Below are 22,575 nucleotides of genomic sequence, written 5' to 3' on the forward strand. Positions count from 1 at the left end.
GACCTCACTTCGCAGACGGGTTTCAGCCTTGCACAGAACCCGTTTTTGTTCGTTGAGCCATCGTTATCACGCCAGCCGGTTAAGAACCAGAAGCTAAGTCTCTTCTGCGTTAAGTGGTGGTAACTTGTCGATCCCAAGCCACGGTGGTTGCAGGCTGGTTATCCTGTATCGGCTGGCATTCTGCCCCAGAAATGTGTTGATCGCCGCATTCATCCCGCCATATGAACCACCCCCGCGACGGCGATAGGTGGTGAAGGCGATGCTGCCCCCAGGAGCCAGCACACGGTCAATCCTGCGCAGCAAACCATTCATAACCCGCTCGGATCGGACGCCTCTGATTACTGCCACTCCTACGGATTCAACCGGAAACAGCTTGAGCATCAAGGGCGGCATCGCCCGATAGACGCGCAATCGACCAGACAGAATGGGTTCGCGAAAATACTCCAGAAATGCATAGAACGCGCGATCCAACGCCTGCAGTTCGGGGTTTTGCGTTGTATCGGCACAGGCGAAACCGTTCCACGTCAGCCCCCATGGCGCCAGTATCGAAAGTTTGGAGACAGATGGCAGCGCCAATATTTCCTCGACAATTTCGGTTTCAACCTGCCCGATCAGGACCCAGGATTTCTTGCCACTGATTGATTTGAGAAAACTGCGTCGCTGCTTGGCGGTCCTTTCAATCTCGGGCGAAACAGCCGGGAGATGGCTTGTATCCTTTGGATCAAAGGGCACGGAAACCTGCGTTGGTTCAGTGATCTGTGCATGCAATGTAGCTGCTTGTTCATGCACGAAAGGCGTGTCCAATGCGTCCAGCCGCACGAACCAGGGATAGTTGTTCGGCTTGGAATTCTGGGCAACCGCCATCTGCCCTATGCGGTTCCACTTGGCGACCTGTGCAAAGGTAACATTTGGGTCTCTGTAGGTCTCGGGATCGAAGGAAATGTTGGCCTCTTCAATCACCCCCAGATCCAAGGCTTTTACATTTTGCCCGCCTTTAAAGCTTCTGTATTTTTTGACAAAAACACTCGCAGCCTCGGTTTCACGAATGGCGGCGATCCGGTTCTTGTGAAACGCAACAGATTGCTTGTGTAGTGTATTCAAAACATCGTCCGAACGCAGTTTATCATGGGTTACACGCAGGCGCGCTACCTTGGACAGGATCGACGTTTCTTCGACTTCATTATAGCAATGCAGATGCCAGTAAGCCTGTCCGGTGGTCTCCATCTTTGGGTGAAAGGCCGTTGTATTCACATCGCCGCGGACACGCTTCATCAAATAGCTTTCGATGGATCGCACAGCATAGTGGTTCATGCGAAACAAGCTGCGACCAAACCCTGCTCCGGTCGCAGAAAAGGCCCACCCTCTGCGACGCATCGCTGGCGGCAAGGGATCCCCATCCCCATCAATCCAGGCGAAACTCTCTGCTTTATTCGCTACCGGCCCACGCGGACGGTGTGTGTTTAGAGAATGATAAGACCCATTGTTTCGGATCAGGGACTTAAACGCACGCAGGTTCTGCGGCAGAACCGCGCCCAAATCGCAAGCTTTGGTGAATTGTTCGATCACAAAACGATCTTCGAAATCGACAACCCCGTTGTGCCCAAACAACTGCCATAGCGCTGCAAACCCGTCGGCATTGGGCTGAGCCTGGAACAAGTCATCGAGAGTTCCGTCACCGATGCGAATGTCAAAAAACTCATCCACATCGCAGACCATGATCCACTCGGCTTCTTTGTACCAGGGATGCTTCATCGCGTTTGTGTAGGCAGAGGCCTGCGGGCCGTGTTCCCAAGGCCCCGGATTATCGATATGAGCCAGAAACCCAAGCTCTTCGCAGCGTTTGAGGATGGCATCGGTTCCATCCGAACAATCGTTCGAATTGACAATGAAATGCGTGAACCCGATCGAAAGATAATAGGCGATCCACTCAAGAATAAACGGCCCTTCGTCTTTCATCGTGGATACGACAAGTCTCATCTATTCTCACCCTTGGACCGCGTTCAGAGCTTCAAGACCGCAAGTAAAACCATGGCTTAGGTGGCCTGCGCAACAGTCTTGGCTGTTCAGCTTTGTTACGGGTCCATATTGTGCTTTGCAAGCGCACGCACGTGATCGCATAGACACGATAGGTCAACAAATCCGCCCCGCCCCTCAAGATGCAACTTGCCACTTGGTCCGTGCATCGTGCACCACCAACAAAGGCACTAAGCAGGCTGCTTGTTGGCCGTATGGATGTCGCAGGCCGCGCGTCAGAAGCGGTTCCACAAGACAGGCGGGCGCAGCAGATACATTGCACTGCGTTGAAACGCCTGAAACAAGAGGTCGAGCACATGCCAACGATTTTTTCCAACGCACCGCTGGGAAACAATCCGTATCAGCGCATGATCTACAGCAGCTTCACTGACTATGACGTCCGGGTTGTTCGGTTAAATGCCTTCTACACAGATGGATTACCCCCGATGCAGGCCGGTGATATCTACTGGATTCATTGGGAAACCGTCGAGTTTGGCAGCAGGAATGACATTCCCGCTGAGGAGCGTTTTGCCAAGATCGAAGCCGGTCTTGCCTCGCTTCGGGACAAGGGTGTGAAAATCATCTGGACGGTTCACAACTTCCACCCGCATAACTCTGGCAGGGATATGGACGCGATCCACAAAGGTCGCGCCGTACTGGTGCGTCAGGCAGACAGAATTCACCTGCACACACCCCACGCGGTCACCTTGATGGCTCAGACTTATCGCATCCCACAGCATATGATCCTGCGCGTCGCCCATCCTAGTTACCTAGGGGTTTATGAGCCCGCCGAAAACACGTTGGCTCGGCGCGACACCCTGCCGCCCGCAGAACACCGCCGTTTCGTGCATATCGGAAAAGTACAGGAAAACCGCGGCGGTCGGTTTATGTGGCAGGCTCTGAAAGCACTCAATATCCGCGAGCAAGCCTGGGAATTGGACATCGCAGGCGCTGTCATCGCAGGCGAGCGTCGGGGACAGCAGCCGATCAGAGCGATGCCCAATGTCCGGTTTCATGACCGGTATCTGCCGGATGAGGAACTGCGCGATATACTCGCCCATAGTCATGTGTGCGTTGCGCCCTTTAGCCGTATTCTCACATCGGGTTCGGTCAATCTGGCGCTGACCTTCGGCCTTCCAGTCATTGGGCCAAATGTCGAGGCACTTAGGGACCATCTGCCCGAAGCCGCACACCAGGCATTGTACACCGATGGCAAGGTCCGGGGTATGATGTTCCAGATGCGAAAACTTATTGATATGGACACAGAAGAACTGTTGGCACTGCGCGCGGCCTGCATGGATCATGCCGTTTCAATTCGACCAGAAGTTCAAAGCCAGGCTTTGCGCGAGGCAGTGTTACAAGACACGCCCGCTGCTGTCACACAATCCCGCTCTGCCCCCGAGGGTGTCAAACATGCCGAAGATTGATGCATTCTCTTTTCGCCGACTGCTGCGATCCGTTGGCCTGAAAGTCGTCGACTTCGAAAGCGGTGAGTTTGTTGGCCCGCGCCCGGTCATGCGCCGGCTCAACTCTGCTGGCCTTTCTGTCATTCAAGGCGGTGTAACATCGGCAAACCTTGGGAGTTTTGAATTCCAGGTCGACACAATCCTTGACGTCGGCGTCGATGCCGGTACGCCCTTCTTGTACGAAGCATTTCCCGACAAAAAGTTCGTCCTTTTCGATCCCATCGAAGAAACAGCCCAACGGGTCGCATCTTGGCGCGGTCGTATCGACTATGACCTTCATATTGTCGCGCTGGACGCGGATGAAGGTGAGGTCGAACTGATCATTCCCACAACGGATCGCAAACGACGGTCATTGGCGACGGTTGCGGGTTTTTCAGCGGAATATGAAAACCGTATCGTGAACACAGAAAAGCGCATTGTCCCAAAACAGCGCCTCGACAGCTATACCACTAACATCCCCGGCCGATTTGGTTTGAAAATCGATACCGAAGGCAATGAGCTGGCCGTGATCCGAGGGGCTAGGGAAACCCTGAAACGCACGGAGTTCGTTCTTGCAGAGGTTTCGGTGAAACGGCGTTTCAAAGATGGCTACCGCTTCAGCGAGTTTGTCGCCGAGATGGGCAAACACGGCTTTGAACTGATCGAGGCCCCGCGCCCGGTAGACAGGGACGCTCCTGATTGCGATCTGCTGTTCGTGCCGTGGGACTCAAAATGGTTCGATCTGACGTAACTGTTAGGCCTCTATGTTGCTGTATTGCTGAGCATATGTTGGTTGACGCGCAAGTCTGATAATCACTAGTCACATCTGAACCCAATCTCGCCATAAGTAAGGATTATAACTTTGGATTTTGAAGTCGCCAGCTTTTGGTCCGGTTCCGCTTTGTCATGTGTGGAGAGAGTATGCATCCAGTCTTTTCTGGACCACGGGTACACCTTTCACCTGTATGTTCTTGACTTGAACCTCGATGTGCCCACCGGCGTTATTCTACATGACGCCAGAGAGATATATTCAGACGAAAACACGGAAAACCTGGCAGGTGGCCGCCGGCGCATGGCAGTCTATTCAGACATCTTCCGTATCTACATGCTAAAAGAGACCGACTACGTTTGGGTCGACCTAGATATCTATTGTGTTAACCCGCTAGATATCAAATCCGACTATCTGTTCGGGGTCGTAAGAAGAAAAAGCGCGATAAACAATTGCGTTTTGCGCCTTCCCAAAAACTCTCTGGCCTTGAAACTGGTTTTGAACTTCTTGGAGTCCGAAGTTCCGATCCCTTTCTGGTTGGGGCGTGACCATTTGGATAAACTGGTGAGCAAATATGAAGCAGGAGAAACGATAACTTTGTACGACCTGCCCTGGACGACGACCGGACCCAGTGTCACACGCTGGGCACTAAGCGTCACCGGTGAAATCAACCGTGGTCAGCATTGGCATCTGTACTGGCCCAGAAGAGGCTTCCTGGATCCGACCCGTGAAATTGAAGACTACGAACCTGATTGGGCTCGGTTCCATCACTTCTTAGGTGAAACTCGAAGCAACATCCGCTCTCAGTTTGGAGGTATTCCGCCCAAAGGAAGCTACATCGATTTTGTTTGTCAGAGGCACGGGGTAAATCCTGAAAAATACCCAGTCGTTTAGGCGGTCGAAACAGATGCCTGTAGAATTGTCGGACAAACGAAAACGCTTCTGCACAGGTTCTTGCTTCGGCTGAATTCTTAGACAATCAAATTAGCCATGGGTGAATGACTGATTTGAGCCTTTGAAACTTAACGCAGACCTTTCCGTTTGGGTGAACACAGAAGGTAGAAGAATGCACTTTCCAAAGAGGCGTTTTCGACACGTCAAAAGTGTCGTACGAAAATTCCGCAGCGAGTTTTCACAATATGTGTTGGAACAGAGCCGTTCGCAGGTTTTATGTGGACCTCTGGCGGGGTTTCGCTTCGCCGAGAACGCTTTCTGGGGTCAGCATTCTGATACAGCCACGAAGATCTTTGGCCTGTACGAGCAGCAAAACCTGGAAATCTTGAGCCGGTCAAAGAAGCGAGTTCTGGTGGATATCGGAGCCGCAGACGGCTTTTGGGGCGTCGGCCTTGTAGCTGTCGGTAAGTTCGAAAAGAGCGCTTGCTTTGAAATCTCGGAAAAGGGTCGTGAGGTAATCCTGGAAACAGCCAAACACAATGAGGTTGAAGAGCGGGTTAGCATTTTTGGCAATGCCCTAGACAATGCAGTTGACAAAATCTCGACCGTGTCCCCCCGTCCTGACGACATTTTCTTTTTGATTGACATCGAAGGCGTTGAATTCGACCTCTTAACTGAGGAATTTCTACACCACTTTCGCAGGTCAGAATTTCTGGTCGAGCTTCATCCACAAATGGTTGAAGATGGAGATGCAAAGCTAAAGGCAATAGAAGAGTTCTGCGGTCCATATTTTGCTATCGAATATATCGATGGTAGCATCCGAGATACCTCAGAAATGGACAAAATCATAAAACTCGGTGACGATTTCAAATGGGCGCTACTGTCAGAAGGCCGCGGGTTTCCAATGCAATGGCTGCACTTGATGCCTCGGAATTAGGTTGTGATATCGACGACCTGAGACGCGCAAAATGGTTAGGGTCTGCCTCGCACACGAAACTTACGACTCTGGGCTTTTGGCGGGCATCACCCAAAAGAACGCACTAGTCAGCGAAAAGTTACCTATCAGTTACTCTCCAAAAACAAAAGGTTACGCTGAAAGGAAGTAACCCTTTGTTTTTACTGGTGCGGTCGAGATGCATTGAAGACTTGAACACGCATATTTCTGACCGTTTCAGGTTGCCTCAAAAATTCCACTAAACCACTGCAAAACATAAAAATATGGTTTCCATTCGCTTCAGGATGGTTCACTGTGTCTCACAGTAAAAGGTGGACCATAGGGTGGACCAATGCCAGCACTCAACAAGCTATCATCATTGCAGGTAAAGAATGCCCAACCCGGCAAATACTCGGACGGCGGAGGCCTCTGGTTGCACAAAAAAGATGGTGATGGTGGCAAGTGGTTCCTTCGGGTTCATGTACACGGGCGTCGTAGAGAGATGGGTTTGGGGGCTTTGTCCGCCGTCTCACTGAAAGAAGCCCGCGAGGAGGCTGAAAAATGGAGAGCCGTCGCCCGTCAGGGAAAAGACCCAATCAAAGAACGCGAACGGATACGTAGGGAAGCCGCCAAGGCTGACCACACACTAACGGTAGTTGCAAAAGAAGCCTTCGCCGCACGTCAGGCCGAACTAAAAGGTGACGGCAAGGCCGGGCGTTGGTTCTCGCCACTGGAATTACATGTCCTTCCCAAACTTGGGAATGTGCCGATTGAAGAGATTGATCAACAGGACATCAAAAACACCCTCGCCCCTATCTGGCATTCGAAGGGTGAGACCGCAAAGAAGGCTATGGACCGGCTAGGCATCGTCTTCCGGCATGGTGCCGCGATGGGATTAGATGTGGACCTGCAAGCCACCATGAAGGCGAAAGCCCTGCTCGGAAAATCCCGTCAGGTTAGAAAGCACATTCCTGCTATGCCTTGGATTGATGTACCCGTATTTTATGAAAGCCTTGATGATGGATCGGTCACACATCTCGCATTTCGGCTGCTAATCCTTACTGCGGTACGGTCCAAGCCGCTTCGGTTTATTCATCTGGACGAACTGCGCGGCGACACATGGGTTGTCCCAGCAGACAAGATGAAGACCGGCAAAGAATTCCATGTGCCCCTGTCCAGTGAAGCCCAGCGCATCATTGAACAAGCCTCGGCTTTCGAAAAAGACGGCTACCTGTTTCCCAATGTTCGTAAGGGTGTCATCTCCGATGCCACTATGTCCCGGCTGATGGAAAGAAAGGAACTGGCGGCACGTCCCCATGGGTTCCGGTCCAGTTTCCGGACATGGTGCGCGGAAGCTACCGGTACACCCCGAGAAGTGGCTGAGATGGCACTTGCCCACGAAACTGGTAGCAAGGTCGAACGCACCTACCGGCGGACTGATTTCCTTGAACAGCGGCGTGTTCTTATGGAGCGCTGGGCAAGACATGTGACCGGGCAGAATGCGGAGATAGTGGAGTTGGTGGCGAAATGACAGACGATCTCAGACCCAATACACCTATTGCCAACATTGCGTTCGAAGAACACGACGCGATGAGCACCACAACCATCATCACGATCAGCGGGCTGGATGAAACCGGTGAAATCCCGCCGGAAATTCTGGCCAAGGTGGTGGCTGCGTCACTAAACGCAGCACCTCATTCGCTGGCCACGGCACGGCGGAGGCTGCGCCATCGCAAAGAGAAGGGCGAACCAACACAATCGCAGGAAAAAATTCTTGCCGATGCTGACGATGCTATCGCTGAAATTGACGGGTTTCTTCAATCCTTGCCGCCAGAACAACTACCACAATTCTCGAAAGTTCTAGACCAATGTATATTGGTCGGCAGTTTGTTAACCGCCGACTTTTTTCGCAACGAACACTTGATTGATTTGACACGGGAACGTGCACAACAACGAAGCAGGTCGAACGGTGGAAAGCAAAAGGCAGGAAAGTTTAAACCAGATACCCCTGAGATTGTTCAACAAATGCGAGAGCTAATCAACAAAGGGAAGACAAACAGAAATGCCGCCGAAATCGTCTTCAAGCGCGGGCTTGGTACATCTAGAGGCGCAAACGAAAAAACTTACGAGCGCTGGGCTAACAAATTTGACTAAGAACGTGTGACAAACCTCTGCATCTGTCACACTTGACCTGTCATCTCTCGAACAGACAGAAACAAATGGAGTTTGAGAGAAGAATGCAGACACAAAAACGATACAACACCCTCAGACAACTCACGGCAACTTATCCGCTCAGCGGTCCTACCATTTACCGGATGATCAAAAAGGGTATTTTTCCGCCCCCCGTGAAGATCGGCAGCCGTTCCTATTGGATTGCGGATGAGGTTGAAGCCGCGATGCAGGCATTGGCGGATGCTCGTGAAGGCTAATTTTTAACGGGTTTGGAAACGCATTGCAGTCGTTGCGTACCCACCCTGCCTTTCGCACCAATGATCAAACACTAATCTGAGATTTTTCAATGAAAGAAAAAGCCAATCCCGTGGCTCACCACGGGACACCCTACACTCGTGCCGAAAAGACCTCCAAACGGCCCGACAATCGTGAATGCTCCGATACTTACTCGGAAATTGTATGCGCTACTGACAAATACCGCGTGGTTGTCTGCAAGGATACTATCCAGTGGATTATCCAGCGCCGGAGACCGGCAAAACAGCCCGCTGGACGAGCGTGGAACGCTATAGGTTACTGCGCGACCCGCCACGCCCTTTTGCGCCTGTGGCGCAAGCACATGGGTTCTGTTCCGACTGAACTTGCTGCCCTGCCGGATAACCTCATCTTCCATGCAAAAGGGGTGAGTTGAGAAATGGCTAAGCTTAGCACACCGACCACCCAGCCAATATTGGTGCAACCAGTTGCACGTCCGGACAACAGGATAGGTTGGCCTCAAAATCGGGGGGTGGCGAATGGGACGTGACACCAAAAACGAAACCCGTGAAACGCAGTTCGCAAAATGGGTGAAATGGGAGACAGAGCTTCCAGCTTGGAAAGCACTCAGCGGTAACGCGAAGGCCGCATACATGCATTTCAAAATTCGCTGCCGGACCGAAGGGAAAAGGCTGAAGTACAACAACAATGGAAAGGTAGCTCTGTCGTCGCGAACTCTTGCGGCTGAGATGGGCTGTAATCCTCGTACGGCAATGACGGCGATGGCTGCATTGCAGGCCAAAGGGTGGATCGTCTGCATGAAGCGCGGTCACTTAGGTGTTCATGGGCAAGCTGCCGCACCTGAGTGGCGGCTGACCATGTTGGCGACTGAAACCAATGGAAAGTCACGCTTGCCAACTTATGAGCCGAAGTATTGGGAACACGGCCACGACTATCCCATTCGTGAATACAAGAGCAGTCAGAAAAGCGGCCCTTCACGCGGAGATGCATCCCGGTTTCGTGCCAAAGATAACCATGGCCCAACGATTGTCCGGCTTAAGCGTTGAAGGAAAGCAAAATCCCTATGCAGAAACTGCATCAATCTTGCTGCAAAGCTTGCATCAATCACGGTCGATTTGGCTTCGAGTTGTTGCAGACTTTGCAGCCGAACACGTCCGAAAATTAGGCCTGCCTGCTGCAATTTCTGCATCACATCTAATCACCATATACCGAAAGGAAGAACCATGACCGACCACGCAGACAATCCCGATGACTGGATGGCGAACTACACCCAGCGCTCCACACCTGACCCACTGGTTGAAAGTGACGATGTTGAAACAGGGTGGGCCTTTTTGAAGGATGCGCTGTACGAAGAGGCACCGGCAGGTCAAGAGATAGAACGTAAGTTGAAGCGCTTGCGAGAAGAGCGCGATGACCGCCAACTTAAACGTATGGTGGAAATGGATGCTGTGCGGCTTTCGGCGGCGTCTGCTGAACAGAAAGAACAGCGGATTCGTGAAATTCGTCGAGATGCAACGGAGGACAAGGACCTCTTCCTCGAACTACGTGAGCCCTTAGAACGCGAAAAAGAGCGTCTTTACGCAAGTTTGAAAGCGAACTACTTCAACAGCCGTGGCAAGGGTTCTGATAATGGTCCTGACTGAGTTTCTCTTCGCTGCGGCCTATTGTGCAATCGGTAGCATCCTCTGGCGATTGATTGCTCTGCCCCGGTCATCTGCCCCTCACATCACTCGATTGGATGCGGCCACGCAAATCGAATTGGAGATGATGCGCTGGGAAGAACGTGAAACGACTGAAGAAATGCTGCTGGTAAAGGGAACATTCATTCTGTTTTGGCCTGTTGCCTTGGCTCTCGGAGCCGCTAAGGCGTTCTGGGAAAGCTACGGTGCAACTGGTTGCAGCTAACGTTGAACTTCGCGCCGGGCGTTGCAACTAGTTGCAGCGCCCACGTTTTAACCAATCTTAACTTCCCGGAAATCGTCTTAGCTAAACATCCAACAAAATATGGGGTTCTACTTGCGCCTGTAGACACACATCACGCCTGTTCGGTCGCAATTTATAGTTGAAAGCCAAACTTGTGCCTCAATTGAATTTTAGGCACCACTTGCCAGAGGCGATGTGGCTCAAAGTGACACTAATGGACGTCAAGTTATTGTTTGATAATGCATTCAATCCCGAAACTTGAAACTGAGTGTGGCCGAGATCAATCGCTTCCTCCCCTTTGTATTTTTAGGCTTTCGCAGGAGAAAACGTGCAAAATTTGAATTCCAGTTTGGTCGCCAACGGTAACGAAAACCAAACCGAGACCGCCACCCCATCGGCGGGAAAGAAAAGGTCAGTCACAAGTTCTTTTGTGTCATGGTTAAAGCTAGTCGCAGTTTCTATAATTTTGGCACCGATAGCGGCAGCAATTATTGCCGTCATTTCAACTTTCAGCGCGCTTGTCAGTTACGCTCTGGCGGCGCTTTTTTCCGCCTCAATGTTCTTTGTGATCGTGCGCCCGCTCCGGGGCACTCTCCTTGCTTCAAGAACAGCTAACATCATCTACCTTGTTCATGCGCTTGTTTCCTTCGTCTTGATTGCTCAATTTTCTGAACGCAATCAATTGCGGCAGGCTCTGCTGGAGGAGGTCGCACAATCAACCGAAGTTACAGATGCCAAAATCGAAGAATGGCTTGTAAGGGCAGTTGAAATCGATGGAGGACAGGAAAGTGATACCTATCAAGCAGTTTTTCGGGTGACCCGGCCTGACGAATATCTAGACGATCTGCTCGAACGATCTGGTTTGTCTGAGTTCTACCTCAAAGAGGTCTCGGCTCTTGCTCCTGAAAAGTGGTTTGCCGAAAAGGAGCGTTTTGACAAGGCGCAGGCTGAAAAAGAAGCAGCACGACAAAGAGCGCTCGAAGTTGAAGCCCAAGCTAAGGAAGCGGAGAAGCAAAGAGAGGCCGCTGCCAAGCAAGCAACGGAAGCGGAAGAGCGCCGTAAAGGGTTCCATTGCCTTAGTTCTTGGGATGGCAGTCACCGTGAGTTGAAGAAAGCCGTTAAAGCAGCATTGCGAAATCCTGATAGCTTTGAGCACATCCAAACCCTAATCACGCCGCGTACCGCTAATGGGCAGCACCGCGTGACAATGGAATACCGAGCTCAGAATGGGTTTGGGGGAATGAACGTGGAGTACCAAGTCGCAATGATATCAGGTGATACATGCGGGATTGTCAGCTTTCACTAGCACGTAACCCGAGATCGAATAATAACTTGACTGTGGAGGGCGTTGCAACTGGTTGCAGCGCCTTCGTTTAACCAAGCTTGACTGGGCCGAAGCTCTTTTTTTTGCCTATAACCCAACAAAACATGGCAAGCAGCCTCTCCCTGTAGAAGTTATGTATGTCGGCTCCGCATCAGAAACATCAATGCTGGCAAATGTTCTTTCCGGCTATCACGATTGAAGTCCGAGCGGTCTGGTCACTCAATGGTAGATACAGTACTGCTTTTTTGAATTTGGAATCATTAGTTGCCTAAATGAAAAAGACTTCGAGCCAGCAGAAGGCACGTAACGTTCGGCTTGGCGTAAAACGATTTGCTAAACGCCTTCGACGCAGCGGCTTCAAGTATGCCCCAGATGAACGAAAAACCATTGTTTTCCCTGAAACATTTAGTTTCTCGGGCAACTATGAGGAGACTGTCGCAGCACTTGATGAACTCAAGATCACCGGGCACCGGTTCTCTATCAAGCAAAAGCATGTGCGTTTGGATTTGAGAGACGTTAAGGAGATTTCTATTGCTGCAATTTTGGTTCTGGCCTCAGAAATTGATCGAATACTGACCCTTTCGGCAGGCACCGATAGCATACGGTTCTCCGCCTTCCGTCTCGGTGATTGGCGGGCAGCTATTGTCGCACGCCTTGATGACCTCGGCTTCTTTCGGTTGCTCGATGTTAACATCGGCGTGAAATGGCCCGAAGAGATGTTTGGCGACGGGTTTTCTGTTGTCCAGATGATTGGATGCAGCAAATTTTTGCCCGAAAGGGTGGATCGGCTCACGTCGCAACTTTTGCAAGTAGCCGATTTTTTCGAGCAAAAGCCCCTCGTTTATGAGGCGGTAGTCGAAGCCATTCACAACACTGGTCAACATGCCTATCCTGAAAACGGCGAGTTCAAATACACTCCCCTTGTGGGTTCTTGGTGGGTCACTGCTGGGTTTACCCCTGCTGACCACGAAATTCGCGTAGTCGCGTTCGATCAGGGCGTCGGCATCCCAAACACACTTCCGAGGTGGGGCCTTTTTGAACAAGTTGTGACCATGTTGTCCGATTTGAGTTCGGAGGTGTCAGAATTGCTTAAAGAGGACGCGCGCATGATTGCAGCAGCCCTAGCGGTATCCAGAACTTCAAAAAGTAAGATCATGGGGCGCGGTCAGGGCTTGTCAGATGTGGTTGCACCTATTGACGAGTTGGGTGTAGGGCGCGTGAGGATATTGAGTGGCGGCGGTGGTATACTATATAAAAACGAGGGAGACATAGAGTTGTTATCCCTTGGTAAACACATCGGTGGCACACTGATTGAGTGGTGTATACCGGTTGGCAATGATCAAGTTAGCGAGAGCCAAAATGCATGATGTTGTGAAAATCGTGTCGGACTTTCACCCGTATCCAGCGGGACGATATCCTGATGACGGGGAAGGAAACGGCACAACATTTCGCGAAGAGTTCTTGGTCCCTGCTATCAAAGACGGCAAACATATTGTGGTCGATTTAGATGGTGCGCCGGGATATCCTTCGTCGTTTTTGGAAGAAGCATTCGGCGGTCTTGTTCGCGAAGACTTCAAACCAGAATTGATTCGAAAACTTCTTGAACTTAGGGCGTCCCAACCCGGTTACGACCGGTATATCCGCCGAATTTGGGAACATATTGATCGCGCTTACAAGCTAAAACTGGCCAGCGGACACTAAAAATTGCTTAACTTTCTGTCGACGGTCGCTGCCTCGGCAGTAGGGTTCGTTATCGCAAAATTTGCCACAGCTTGGTTCGATGCCCACGTCTCCAAGGCTAGCTACTTGGAGGCCGAACGGAACCAAGATAGTGAGATCGTCCGCGAAACAATCGCGGACATCTCACTAAAGGCAATGGACTATTGGTCTCGGGATCATCAACCCACAGACCAAATTGAGGAAGCCAAAATTACGGCAGGTATACGTCGAGTTGCGATACTAATTGACGAACTTTTCGAACACGATAGAGCGCTTCACGGGGCATGTAGCATAGAACTAGACCGTTTCGAAGATAAGGTCACTGTCGGAGATTTTGGCTCCGCCAAACGAAAAGCTGAGAGCCAAAGAACTCAAGACATCTTACTCGCGGCTGAAACTGTATCTTCAAAGGTCAAGCAATCTCGGCGCAAACTCAAGCCCAAATGGTTTGGTAACGGAGCCTAAATTCTTCCGCCTCAGATCGGTTCAAGTTTCATTTGTTCATAAAATGGAACAACACCTGCATATTTTATCGCCTTAAACGCACGCCCAAAGGTGGACCAAAAGGTGGTCCGTGAACAGGATAAAACTGTCAAGTTGTTTATTTTATTGGACTTATAGAGATATAATGGTGCGGTCGAGAAGACTCGAACTTCCACGGGTGTTACCCCACAGCGACCTCAACGCTGCGCGTCTACCAATTCCGCCACGACCGCACTGCCAGTGACTTGGTAGAGGGGCGTATAGACGCAGATGGGGGCGATGTGAAGAGGCAAAACAGCGTCGGTTTAAATTCCATCTGAACCGTCATATCTGTTGGGTCATGTGAAACAAAAACAGACTGACTGGACCTTATCATGAGCACCTCTGACCCACGGCCCGTCCTTCAGGTGGATATCGTCTCGGATGTTGTCTGCCCCTGGTGTATTGTCGGATTTCGGCAGCTCGATCTGGCTTTGCAACAGCAACAGGTTTTGGCCCGTCTCAGGTGGCATCCTTTTGAATTGAATCGGACCATGCCTCCGGAAGGTCAGAACCTACGCGCGCATATTGCGGAAAAATATGGCTCGACGGATGAACAGAGCCAACAAGCCCGCGACAGGTTGACCGCTTTGGGGTCGGAGCTTGGATTTACTTTTAGTTTCAATGACGAAAGCCGCATTGTTAATACGTTCGCAGCGCATCAGCTATTGGATTGGGCCGAAACACAAGGGCGGCAGCACCCGCTGAAACTGGCCTTGTTCGAAGTGTATTTCACCCAACAAAAGGATGTCTCGGATACCGCTGTACTGATCGAGGCTGTTTCTGCAGCGGGGCTCAACCTCGATGATGCCCTTGCGGCGCTTGAATCTGGGGCCCATGCCGCTTCGGTGCGCGAGAAACAGCAGTTCTGGACCAGCCGTGGTATTTCGAGTGTTCCATCCATGGTATTCGGGGGCAAATACCTGCTGACCGGGGCGCAGGGCACCGAGACCTACGCGCAGGTATTGCAGCGCTGCCTGGCCGAGGCGGCCTAACCCCTTCCCCCTACCCCGCATGCGCGATATGAGGCCGGCATGGAATGGAAAGTCACCGATGGTTTGACCCGGTATGAAGATGCCGTTGCCTTTATGGAGGCGCGCGTGGCTGCGATTGCGGCGGGCGATGCAGAGGAATGCGTCTGGCTGCTGGAACATCCCCCGCTTTATACTGCCGGAACCTCGGCCAAAATCGCGGACCTGAAGGACCCAGACCGCTTCCCCGTGTACGAAAGCAAGCGTGGCGGGGAATATACCTATCACGGCCCGGGGCAGCGCGTGGCTTATGTAATGCTGAACTTGAACACACGTGGCCGGGATGTGCGCCAGTTTGTGAAACAGCTGGAAACCTGGGTGATCGCGGCTCTGAGTGAGTTCAACGTTCATGGCGAAATCCGGGACGGCCGAGTTGGCGTTTGGGTCCAGCGAGACGATAAGCCGCTGACCATCACGGGCCAGCCCGCCGAAGACAAAATCGCCGCTATTGGTCTGCGCCTGCGCAAATGGGTTAGCTTTCACGGCATCTCGATCAATGTCGAACCGGAACTGGATCATTTCACCGGGATCGTACCCTGCGGCATCACCGAACACGGGGTCACTTCGCTGGTTGATTTGGGCTTGCCCGTGACGATGGCGGATGTGGATGCAGCGCTGCAGAAGACCTTCTACAAGGTTTTCGAAAGCCCAGCTAAGTAGTCACTTCGAGTGATTCGAATCGCAATTTGATAGCTTGCAGACACAATCCCATGAGCTCAGATCGCTCTGTTTCCCAATTTTCTAGGTCTTGCATAATTTTGCAACGATATTAACTCTCATTTTAACCAACGTTCACTTCTGTGAATACAATGCCAACGTTTACGAGTAGCATGGAACAGCCAATCTAGAGTGAGTGGTATGTTAAACCGGTGATCTAGGGCTTGCCCTGTGAAATCCGATCAGTGTTTGGTTACGAGTCTGCCGTTCCGACCCCAAATCGGAACGGCAATTCTCTTTCTAAGCATTCGACTGTCTGGATCACCCTTTCAGAACCAAACCATCCCTATTGGAAGATCATGGCGCTATCGTTCGTCGCGGCAGGCTAAGCATCGTATGCAAAGGCTTTGAGCGCTCAAAAGTTGGCGTTTGCACTAAACTCTAAATCATACCCGCCTTAGACAGCACGTTTCCGTCGCCTCACTCAGTTCAGCGCCTTCCTGATCTTTTCCGCATGCTCGGCAATCAGATCAAAATCCCCCATATTGCCCGGCGGGCGCATTGAAATACCTTCGTGTCGGGGAAGAACATGGAAATGAAGGTGAAATACCTCTTGCCCACCGGCTGCTTCGTTGAACTGCTGGATGGTGACCCCGTCGGCCTCAAACGCATGTTTCACCGCGTGGGACAGCTTCTGCACCGTCGCCATCACTGCAGATAGTTGTTCGGGCGTAGCATCCAGCATGTTTCGGCACGGGCTTTTGGGGATGACAAGCAAATGGCCGTCTGATCGCGGCATGATATCCATAAAGGCCAGCGTGTCTTCATCCTCGTAAACACGGGTCGACGGGATTTCGCCGCGCAGGATCTTGGCGAAGATGTTGTCGGGGTCATAGCTAGGCATATGCAGGCTCCGGTTGGATGCTGGTTTCCTACCTGCGTTTGTGCGAGGCCCCATCGATGCGGTCAAGCCGCAAAAAACGGGTGTTACAGTGACAAGGGCGTCGCCAACCAGTCCTGATACATCCTGTCCCGGTGCGCCAACAAACCAGATGACAAGACTTCCCTCGTTTCATCCGAGACATGCGCAAACACAGCTCGGGTGCTGGGCCGCATGGCACAGAGCACATCTGGCAAGGGTGAAAACAGGGCCATAAAGGCAGCGCAGTAGATATCTGCGGCGGTCAGACGATTGCTGAACAGAAAATCTCCCCCGGTTTCAAGCCGAGCGCTGACGTTTTTTAGGATCGTATTTGCACGCCCTTCGGCCAAAGCGCCTGCCTCTGGGTCATACCCGTATTTTGCGCCCAGATAGGCGGCGATTTTGGGGTGAAATCCACCATCGTGCCCCTCAAGCCCCGCATGGATCTGCTGCAACCGCCTGTGCCAGCCCAGCCCGTCGGGGGCCGCCAGTAAGTTTATGAACTCCATGATCTCAGAGGCTGCCGCCTCAGGAACCAAATCTGGGTCAGGCGCGATGCGCTGAGCCAGCGAAACGATCTGAGACGCGTCCGAAACCGGGTTTTCGTCTTCCCAGAATACAACCGGCGCGCTGTCAGATCGGGCCCAATCCATCTGCGCGCGGTCCTGTTGATCCAGATAAACGGGCATCCAGGGTATGTTCTTGACGTGGAGTAATCCTTTGGCCGCCTCGCTCCAGGGGCTGGGCACGCCGCCGACCACGATCATACGCAGCCCTGACGCCGCTTTTGCCTGATCTGTCGTCGCGTATTTCAGCATCATTCAGAGTCCCTCCAGCAAAGACATGTGTGCCCTTTTGCCGAGCGCTGCAAGCGCTACCCGCGACAATTAATCTTGATCCATATCAAACTCGACCATTGAAGGTGCCCTCTTCGCATTCTAAAACCAGCAGGAATCCCGCGCGTTGGAGAGGTCCGACTGCGCGGTGCAGTTGCAACAGGAGGCACCTATAATGGCAGACGCAGCCATTCATGGTCACGATCATGAAGACCAGCGCAGTTTCTTTGTGCGTTGGTTCATGTCGACCAACCACAAAGACATCGGGATTCTCTACCTGATCTTCTCGGCTCTGGCCGGTCTGATCTCGGTGGCGATGACCGTTTACATGCGGCTTGAACTGATGCACCCCGGTGTGCAGTACATGTGCCTCGAAGGGTTCATGGCCGATCCGTGTACCCCCAACGGGCACCTGTGGAACGTCATGATCACCTATCACGGTGTTCTGATGATGTTCTTCGTTGTCATCCCAGCCCTCTTTGGTGGATTTGGCAACTATTTCATGCCCTTGCAGATCGGCGCGCCGGATATGGCGTTCCCGCGGATGAACAACCTGTCCTTCTGGCTGTACGTCGCTGGTACCTCGCTGGGTATCGCTTCGCTGCTGAGCCCGGGCGGGAATGACCAGCTTGGCTCGGGCGTGGGTTGGGTTCTGTATCCGCCGCTGTCGACGACCGAAGGCGGCATGTCCATGGACCTTGCGATTTTCGCCGTGCACGTATCGGGCGCCTCCTCGATCCTCGGCGCGATCAACATGATCACCACCTTCCTGAACATGCGTGCCCCAGGCATGACCCTGTTCAAGGTGCCGCTGTTCAGCTGGTCGATCTTCATCACCTCGTGGCTGATTCTTCTGTCGCTGCCGGTTCTGGCGGGCGCGATCACCATGCTGCTGATGGACCGCAACTTTGGCTTCACCTTCTTTGATCCTGCCGGTGGCGGTGATCCGATCCTGTATCAGCACATCCTGTGGTTCTTCGGCCACCCGGAAGTGTATATCGTGATCCTACCCGGTTTTGGCATCATCAGCCACGTGATCGCCACCTTCTCGCGCAAGCCAATCTTCGGTTACCTGCCGATGGTCTGGGCGATTATCGCGATTGGTGTTCTGGGCTTTGTCGTGTGGGCGCACCACATGTACACCGTTGGCATGTCGCTGCGTCAGCAGGCGTACTTCATGCTGGCCACGATGGTCATCGCGGTTCCGACCGGTGTTAAGGTCTTCTCGTGGATTGCGACGATGTGGGGCGGCTCCATCGAGTTCAAGACGCCGATGCTGTTTGCCTTCGGCTTCCTGTTCCTGTTCACCGTAGGTGGTGTGACCGGTGTGGTTCTGTCGCAGGCCGGTATCGACCGTGCCTATCACGACACCTACTACGTTGTGGCGCACTTCCACTATGTGATGAGCCTGGGTGCCGTCTTTGCGATCTTCGCGGGTGTGTATTTCTACTTCTCGAAGATGACGGGTCGTCAGTACTCGGAGTTCTGGGGCAAGGTTCATTTCTGGCTGTTCTTCATCGGCGCCAACCTGACCTTCTTCCCGCAGCACTTCCTGGGCCGTCAGGGCATGCCGCGCCGCTATATCGACTATCCCGAAGCGTTCGCGCAGTGGAACTATGTCTCGTCGATTGGCGCGTTCATCTCGTTTGCCTCATTCATCCTGTTCTTCGGCATCGTGTTCTACGCCCTGTTCCGTGGCGCGAAAGAGACACTTCCGAACCCGTGGAACGAATACGCAGACACGCTGGAATGGACCCTGCCCACCCCGCCGCCTGAACATACGTTCGAGCAGCTGCCAAAGCAGGAAGACTGGGATAAGGGCCACGCGCACTGATCCGGTCAGAAACCACAGAAAACCCCGCCCGAACCGGCGGGTTTTTTTCTTTGTGCAGCAAGCGCCTAAATGCGGTAGTTGCCTGAGAAATCATATCCGCTGAGACAGCGCATATGGGGTCAGATGTTCATTCCTCTGAGGATGTCGCGATAGACGCCATCTGCGGGGTCCGCATTCAGCGCCCCGGCGACCCAGGACCTGTCCAGCTTTAGTGTTCCAACCGGTACGATTTGCTTGGCGATTTCGGCTGGTGTCGTTTCATCGATCCGACCGGTGGCCCAATCGTGATATGCGGTCGAGTATCGAACACTTGCCCCGCTTGCGGGCAGATCGAGCAAACCTCCTTCTGCATAGAACGTGAGCCCATCGCCCATTTCCTCACCTATGATTTGGCATCTGGCTCCTAAACGGAATTTGGTGATCGCCACAAACACGATCGCTGCAGAAAACGTAAACTTATCGACGAGCAATCCGACGTTTCGATCTGTTGCACCCTCCGATATCGCATCGATAAGAGGCATTGTTTTAAGAAAATCGCCGCCGGTATTTCCTCTGACATCAATAAGAAGAGGTGTGCTCGCGCGCGACCTTACGTGTTCGGCGGCCGAACATATCGCATCAGGCAGCTTCTTTTCACTCAGGTCAAAGAAACTCGGAAACGCAAGCAAGAGCCCGTCTTCGAGAAAATCTCGAACGTTCAGAAACTCCGTTGGGACCCATGCCGCATCGGATTTTCCGTGTTCGTTTCTTGGACACCAGATTGATCCTGAAACCGTGTCGTCGGTGTGCATTCTCAGATAGGTTGTTTGTCCCACATCCGTCCTGAGTTTGTATTCGATCAAACCGACCTCTTTACAAACACCCAAGCGTTTCAAGGCGTGCGGCCATGCGAATAGCATCGGGCCAACTACACGTTCACGCTGACGTGTTCCCGCCAAATAGTCGGCAGCGCGCGCCTCGATGTCTTTCACGCAGACACCGTTCACAGCGATCAATTGCGCACCCTGTGCGGCACCAAGGCCTGGCGCACTTCCCACCAGGTTCACTTGGCTACCGATGGCAACGAACCGCAAGGGCAACACTGAAATTGCATTGTTCGGAATCAGTCGGGTATGCCCATTCCCCGGAAGGGCGAGCAAGCGCATCAAGGACATTAAAAAGTCGTCCTTTGCATCGGCAAGCGCGACCTGTCGAGCGTCAGCAATGTGCTGATCCAAAACCTCTCGCGTGACCTTGTTGAAACTGGGATCGGTCGACAATACCGTCGTCACTACATGCTCTAGATCGCTCAACAAAGACATGCGCAGAGACTATAGGGACATACCGAGATGTCCACTTCCCATACGATGAAGCACGGCGCCACGTCGTTTTGAAACAAAAAGCTCGCCCGCTCCGAACCGCTTGCCAAAAACCCCGCCGCCCGTTCAATTCGCCAAATACTCGAAAATAAGCTATTCTCGTCCGGGCAACTGTTCCGGCAACCCGGAGGGTTCATTTGCCTGAAATCGACTTTTGGTATTCGATCGGCAGCACCTACAGCTTTCTGACCGTCATGAGGTTGGATGACTGGTGCGCTGAAACCGATGCAACCGTGCATTGGCGCCCCTTTAATGTGCGTACGGTCATGATGGCGCAGCAGAACACGCCGTTTGCAGGTAAACCCGAAAAGACCGCCTATATGTGGCGGGATATTGAGCGTCGGGCTGCCAAGTATCACATCCACGCAAAACTGCCTGCACCCTACCCCATCTCGGACCTGGGACTTGCCAATCAGGTCGCGTTTCTGGGGATGCAGGACGGTTGGGGGCAGGATTTCACTCAGAACCTCTATCGGATCTGGTTTGAAGAGGGCGTTGAAGCTGGTAGCGAATCCGCCTTATCCGAAGCCTTGTTGCGCTGTCAGCAGGACCCGCGCCTGACACTTGCACGTGCCCGCAACGCAGACTGTATTGCCGGGCTTGAGGCCGAAACCGAACGCGCGACCAAACTCGGCGTTTTCGGTGCACCCAGCTTTGTTGTGCGCGATGAAGTGTTCTGGGGCGATGATAGGTTGGACGACGCTTTGTCCTGGGCGCGCGTTGGGCATGTCGTCTAAACTTTGCCATCGACACAGCAGGCTCATACGCTAGGTTTCAGCCATGCCCTACCAATGGACCCAAACCTCGGACACGGAACAAGAGCTACGCTTGTGGCCACACAATTCGTTGCCACCACGTGGGGCAATGATCGTCATATTTTCGGTATTTCTGTTTGGGCTGATCCCGATCCTGGCGATGCTGGGGTCGATCGTTCTTTGGGGTCTGCTGCCCTTCTTACTGCTGACAGTTCTGGGCCTGTGGCTGGCAATCCAAACGAACTATAAGGCGCGCAGCGTCTTTGAGGTGCTCACACTGGATGGGACCCGCGCACAGCTGATCCATCTCACACCGGGTAGGCAACAGCAGGAATGGTCCTGCAACCGCTATTGGGCGCGTCCAGAGATGCACAGGAAAGGCGGACCGGTTCCATACTACGTCACCCTTGTCGGTGACGGGCGCGAAGTAGAGATTGGCGCGTTCCTGTCTGAAGAGGAACGTATCAGCCTCTATGATGAGCTGGTGGAACGACTGCGTGGTCCTGCCACGCAGTAGCTAAGTTCACATCTGGTTGGATGCTCAGCAGCCGTCGCTTGATGCGGCACAGAGGTGGTCTTTGACCATGGGGCCGACCCTGCCAAAATCCATCTGGCCGGTATAGCGCGTCTTAAGCTCACCCATCACCTTGCCCATATCCCGGATCGAACCGGCCCCAGTGGAAGTGATCGCCGATTGGATCGCCTGTGTGACCTCATCGTCATCCAGCTGCTTGGGCAGGAATTCCTCGATGATCGCAACCTCGCGCATTTCACGTTCGGCCAGGTCCAGGCGTCCGCCCTCTTCATAAGCGCGCGCGCTTTCCTTGCGCTGCTTGGTCATTTTACCAAGAATTTCAAGAACCTCGGCATCACCGCACCCTTTCGCCTCTTCATTGTCAGAAGCGCGTGAGGCGATATCCCGATCCTTGATTGCGGCGTTGATCAGACGCAGCGTCGACAGACGTTCGACCGCTTTGTCTTTCATTGCTTGCTTCAGGGCGGTGTTCACCCTTGATCGCATGTCCATTTGGTTTGTCCATCCCCATGACAAAGGAACCCCGAACATATCCAAACAAAAAGCATGATACAACAGGGTGCGAAACCACTTAACCTATTGATAAATAACGATAGCCAAAAATTTGAACACACTTGACCCGAAGGCATAACACCCTTAGTTATGCGCCGATTTACCCT

General features: G+C 52.7%; 25 protein-coding genes and 1 tRNA gene. 20 read left to right on the forward strand and 6 right to left on the reverse strand.

What is annotated here, in order from left to right; genetic code table 11:
* Positions 1 to 93: 93 nt before the first annotated feature.
* Positions 94 to 1,977: a glycosyltransferase family 2 protein gene (locus tag ABLN87_RS04320; protein ID WP_353007852.1), complete on the reverse strand. Its 1,884-nt coding sequence runs from the start codon at positions 1,975 to 1,977 to the stop codon at positions 94 to 96.
* Between the two features lie 353 nt (positions 1,978 to 2,330).
* On the opposite strand from ABLN87_RS04320, the gene ABLN87_RS04325 reads away from it, so the two are divergent.
* From ABLN87_RS04325 to ABLN87_RS04395, 15 genes are all read left to right on the forward strand, one after another.
* On the forward strand, positions 2,331 to 3,440 hold the full coding sequence (locus tag ABLN87_RS04325; RefSeq protein WP_353007853.1) for a glycosyltransferase: 1,110 nt from the start codon (positions 2,331 to 2,333) through the stop codon (positions 3,438 to 3,440).
* Positions 3,427 to 4,209 carry an FkbM family methyltransferase gene (locus ABLN87_RS04330; RefSeq protein ID WP_353007855.1) on the forward strand — a complete coding sequence of 261 codons (783 nt, stop codon included), beginning with the start codon at positions 3,427 to 3,429 and terminating at the stop codon, positions 4,207 to 4,209. The genes ABLN87_RS04325 and ABLN87_RS04330 overlap by 14 nt, the downstream gene beginning before the upstream one ends.
* A gap of 111 nt (positions 4,210 to 4,320) precedes the next feature.
* A complete protein-coding gene (locus ABLN87_RS04335) occupies positions 4,321 to 5,121 on the forward strand; it encodes a hypothetical protein (protein ID WP_353007857.1) in 801 nt (266 codons plus the stop codon).
* Between the two features lie 172 nt (positions 5,122 to 5,293).
* Complete coding sequence (locus ABLN87_RS04340) at positions 5,294 to 6,058, forward strand: hypothetical protein (protein ID WP_353007858.1); 765 nt, start codon at positions 5,294 to 5,296, stop codon at positions 6,056 to 6,058.
* A 349-nt stretch (positions 6,059 to 6,407) separates the two neighbouring features.
* Positions 6,408 to 7,586 (forward strand): tyrosine-type recombinase/integrase, encoded by a 1,179-nt coding sequence (locus ABLN87_RS04345; RefSeq protein ID WP_353007860.1) that lies wholly within the window; start codon positions 6,408 to 6,410, stop codon positions 7,584 to 7,586.
* Positions 7,583 to 8,209: a hypothetical protein gene (locus tag ABLN87_RS04350; protein WP_353007861.1), complete on the forward strand. Its 627-nt coding sequence runs from the start codon at positions 7,583 to 7,585 to the stop codon at positions 8,207 to 8,209. Before ABLN87_RS04345 ends, ABLN87_RS04350 begins: the two co-directional genes overlap by 4 nt.
* Before the next feature lie 83 nt (positions 8,210 to 8,292).
* Positions 8,293 to 8,484, forward strand: coding sequence for a helix-turn-helix transcriptional regulator (locus tag ABLN87_RS04355; RefSeq protein ID WP_353007863.1), 192 nt, complete (start codon positions 8,293 to 8,295; stop codon positions 8,482 to 8,484).
* A gap of 89 nt (positions 8,485 to 8,573) precedes the next feature.
* Complete coding sequence (locus tag ABLN87_RS04360) at positions 8,574 to 8,915, forward strand: hypothetical protein (RefSeq protein ID WP_353007864.1); 342 nt, start codon at positions 8,574 to 8,576, stop codon at positions 8,913 to 8,915.
* Positions 8,916 to 9,018: 103 nt separating this feature from the next.
* Positions 9,019 to 9,546, forward strand: a complete 528-nt coding sequence (locus ABLN87_RS04365) for a hypothetical protein (protein WP_353007865.1) — start codon at positions 9,019 to 9,021, stop codon at positions 9,544 to 9,546.
* Positions 9,547 to 9,723: 177 nt separating this feature from the next.
* The gene (locus ABLN87_RS04370; RefSeq protein ID WP_353007867.1) at positions 9,724 to 10,143 is read left to right on the forward strand and encodes a hypothetical protein; all 420 of its coding nucleotides are present in this window, start codon (positions 9,724 to 9,726) and stop codon (positions 10,141 to 10,143) included.
* Positions 10,130 to 10,405, forward strand: coding sequence for a hypothetical protein (locus ABLN87_RS04375; RefSeq protein ID WP_353007869.1), 276 nt, complete (start codon positions 10,130 to 10,132; stop codon positions 10,403 to 10,405). Before ABLN87_RS04370 ends, ABLN87_RS04375 begins: the two co-directional genes overlap by 14 nt.
* A 346-nt stretch (positions 10,406 to 10,751) precedes the next feature.
* The gene (locus tag ABLN87_RS04380) at positions 10,752 to 11,729 is read left to right on the forward strand and encodes a cell envelope integrity protein TolA (protein ID WP_353007870.1); all 978 of its coding nucleotides are present in this window, start codon (positions 10,752 to 10,754) and stop codon (positions 11,727 to 11,729) included.
* A gap of 290 nt (positions 11,730 to 12,019) precedes the next feature.
* The gene (locus ABLN87_RS04385) at positions 12,020 to 13,114 is read left to right on the forward strand and encodes a hypothetical protein (RefSeq protein WP_353007871.1); all 1,095 of its coding nucleotides are present in this window, start codon (positions 12,020 to 12,022) and stop codon (positions 13,112 to 13,114) included.
* Positions 13,107 to 13,448: an STAS-like domain-containing protein gene (locus ABLN87_RS04390; RefSeq protein ID WP_353007872.1), complete on the forward strand. Its 342-nt coding sequence runs from the start codon at positions 13,107 to 13,109 to the stop codon at positions 13,446 to 13,448. The genes ABLN87_RS04385 and ABLN87_RS04390 overlap by 8 nt, the downstream gene beginning before the upstream one ends.
* 3 nt (positions 13,449 to 13,451) lie before the next feature.
* Complete coding sequence (locus ABLN87_RS04395; protein WP_353007873.1) at positions 13,452 to 13,931, forward strand: hypothetical protein; 480 nt, start codon at positions 13,452 to 13,454, stop codon at positions 13,929 to 13,931.
* A gap of 164 nt (positions 13,932 to 14,095) precedes the next feature.
* Here ABLN87_RS04395 and ABLN87_RS04400 read toward each other — a convergent pair.
* Positions 14,096 to 14,182: transfer RNA gene (locus ABLN87_RS04400), tRNA-Leu, on the reverse strand.
* Positions 14,183 to 14,323: 141 nt separating this feature from the next.
* Here ABLN87_RS04400 and ABLN87_RS04405 point away from each other — a divergent pair.
* Both ABLN87_RS04405 and lipB read left to right on the forward strand, forming a co-directional pair.
* Positions 14,324 to 14,983: a DsbA family oxidoreductase gene (locus ABLN87_RS04405; protein ID WP_353007875.1), complete on the forward strand. Its 660-nt coding sequence runs from the start codon at positions 14,324 to 14,326 to the stop codon at positions 14,981 to 14,983.
* 39 nt (positions 14,984 to 15,022) lie between these two features.
* Positions 15,023 to 15,679 (forward strand): lipoyl(octanoyl) transferase LipB, encoded by a 657-nt coding sequence (lipB, locus tag ABLN87_RS04410; RefSeq protein WP_353007877.1) that lies wholly within the window; start codon positions 15,023 to 15,025, stop codon positions 15,677 to 15,679.
* Between the two features lie 481 nt (positions 15,680 to 16,160).
* Here the strand turns inward: lipB and ABLN87_RS04415 are convergent, their stop codons facing one another.
* On the reverse strand, positions 16,161 to 16,580 hold the full coding sequence (locus ABLN87_RS04415; protein WP_353007879.1) for an HIT family protein: 420 nt from the start codon (positions 16,578 to 16,580) through the stop codon (positions 16,161 to 16,163).
* 83 nt (positions 16,581 to 16,663) lie between these two features.
* Entirely contained in the window at positions 16,664 to 17,419 is a 756-nt protein-coding gene (locus ABLN87_RS04420; protein WP_353007881.1) for a hypothetical protein, read from the reverse strand.
* Between the two features lie 190 nt (positions 17,420 to 17,609).
* Between ABLN87_RS04420 and ctaD the strand changes: the two genes are divergently transcribed.
* Positions 17,610 to 19,268 carry a cytochrome c oxidase subunit I gene (ctaD, locus tag ABLN87_RS04425; protein WP_353007882.1) on the forward strand — a complete coding sequence of 553 codons (1,659 nt, stop codon included), beginning with the start codon at positions 17,610 to 17,612 and terminating at the stop codon, positions 19,266 to 19,268.
* A 119-nt stretch (positions 19,269 to 19,387) separates the two neighbouring features.
* Here ctaD and ABLN87_RS04430 read toward each other — a convergent pair whose 3' ends face one another.
* Positions 19,388 to 20,539 (reverse strand): peptidase S41, encoded by a 1,152-nt coding sequence (locus ABLN87_RS04430; protein WP_353007884.1) that lies wholly within the window; start codon positions 20,537 to 20,539, stop codon positions 19,388 to 19,390.
* 224 nt (positions 20,540 to 20,763) lie between these two features.
* Between ABLN87_RS04430 and ABLN87_RS04435 the strand changes: the two genes are divergently transcribed.
* Positions 20,764 to 21,363 (forward strand): 2-hydroxychromene-2-carboxylate isomerase, encoded by a 600-nt coding sequence (locus ABLN87_RS04435; protein ID WP_170532651.1) that lies wholly within the window; start codon positions 20,764 to 20,766, stop codon positions 21,361 to 21,363.
* Between the two features lie 43 nt (positions 21,364 to 21,406).
* A complete protein-coding gene (locus ABLN87_RS04440; protein ID WP_353007886.1) occupies positions 21,407 to 21,898 on the forward strand; it encodes a DUF2244 domain-containing protein in 492 nt (163 codons plus the stop codon).
* A 24-nt stretch (positions 21,899 to 21,922) separates the two neighbouring features.
* On the opposite strand, the gene ABLN87_RS04445 is transcribed toward ABLN87_RS04440, so the two are convergent.
* Positions 21,923 to 22,408 (reverse strand): GatB/YqeY domain-containing protein, encoded by a 486-nt coding sequence (locus ABLN87_RS04445; RefSeq protein WP_170532647.1) that lies wholly within the window; start codon positions 22,406 to 22,408, stop codon positions 21,923 to 21,925.
* Positions 22,409 to 22,575: the final 167 nt, after the last annotated feature.

Origin of the sequence: Ruegeria sp. SCP10 (assembly GCF_040329495.1) — a bacterium.
GTDB lineage: Bacteria > Pseudomonadota > Alphaproteobacteria > Rhodobacterales > Rhodobacteraceae > Ruegeria.

Excerpts from the sequence above, each read along its gene's own strand:
- ABLN87_RS04320 (WP_353007852.1), bottom strand. The coding sequence starts at position 1,977 with ATGAGACTTGTCGTATCCACGATGAAAGACGAAGGGCCGTTTATTCTT.
- ABLN87_RS04325 (WP_353007853.1), top strand. The coding sequence starts at position 2,331 with ATGCCAACGATTTTTTCCAACGCACCGCTGGGAAACAATCCGTATCAG.
- ABLN87_RS04330 (WP_353007855.1), top strand. The coding sequence starts at position 3,427 with ATGCCGAAGATTGATGCATTCTCTTTTCGCCGACTGCTGCGATCCGTT.
- ABLN87_RS04340 (WP_353007858.1), top strand. The coding sequence starts at position 5,294 with ATGCACTTTCCAAAGAGGCGTTTTCGACACGTCAAAAGTGTCGTACGA.
- ABLN87_RS04345 (WP_353007860.1), top strand. The coding sequence starts at position 6,408 with ATGCCAGCACTCAACAAGCTATCATCATTGCAGGTAAAGAATGCCCAA.
- ABLN87_RS04350 (WP_353007861.1), top strand. The coding sequence starts at position 7,583 with ATGACAGACGATCTCAGACCCAATACACCTATTGCCAACATTGCGTTC.
- ABLN87_RS04355 (WP_353007863.1), top strand. The coding sequence starts at position 8,293 with ATGCAGACACAAAAACGATACAACACCCTCAGACAACTCACGGCAACT.
- ABLN87_RS04360 (WP_353007864.1), top strand. The coding sequence starts at position 8,574 with ATGAAAGAAAAAGCCAATCCCGTGGCTCACCACGGGACACCCTACACT.
- ABLN87_RS04365 (WP_353007865.1), top strand. The coding sequence starts at position 9,019 with ATGGGACGTGACACCAAAAACGAAACCCGTGAAACGCAGTTCGCAAAA.
- ABLN87_RS04370 (WP_353007867.1), top strand. The coding sequence starts at position 9,724 with ATGACCGACCACGCAGACAATCCCGATGACTGGATGGCGAACTACACC.
- ABLN87_RS04375 (WP_353007869.1), top strand. The coding sequence starts at position 10,130 with ATGGTCCTGACTGAGTTTCTCTTCGCTGCGGCCTATTGTGCAATCGGT.
- ABLN87_RS04385 (WP_353007871.1), top strand. The coding sequence starts at position 12,020 with ATGAAAAAGACTTCGAGCCAGCAGAAGGCACGTAACGTTCGGCTTGGC.
- ABLN87_RS04390 (WP_353007872.1), top strand. The coding sequence starts at position 13,107 with ATGCATGATGTTGTGAAAATCGTGTCGGACTTTCACCCGTATCCAGCG.
- ABLN87_RS04405 (WP_353007875.1), top strand. The coding sequence starts at position 14,324 with ATGAGCACCTCTGACCCACGGCCCGTCCTTCAGGTGGATATCGTCTCG.
- lipB (WP_353007877.1), top strand. The coding sequence starts at position 15,023 with ATGGAATGGAAAGTCACCGATGGTTTGACCCGGTATGAAGATGCCGTT.
- ABLN87_RS04415 (WP_353007879.1), bottom strand. The coding sequence starts at position 16,580 with ATGCCTAGCTATGACCCCGACAACATCTTCGCCAAGATCCTGCGCGGC.
- ABLN87_RS04420 (WP_353007881.1), bottom strand. The coding sequence starts at position 17,419 with ATGATGCTGAAATACGCGACGACAGATCAGGCAAAAGCGGCGTCAGGG.
- ctaD (WP_353007882.1), top strand. The coding sequence starts at position 17,610 with ATGGCAGACGCAGCCATTCATGGTCACGATCATGAAGACCAGCGCAGT.
- ABLN87_RS04440 (WP_353007886.1), top strand. The coding sequence starts at position 21,407 with ATGCCCTACCAATGGACCCAAACCTCGGACACGGAACAAGAGCTACGC.
- ABLN87_RS04445 (WP_170532647.1), bottom strand. The coding sequence starts at position 22,408 with ATGGACATGCGATCAAGGGTGAACACCGCCCTGAAGCAAGCAATGAAA.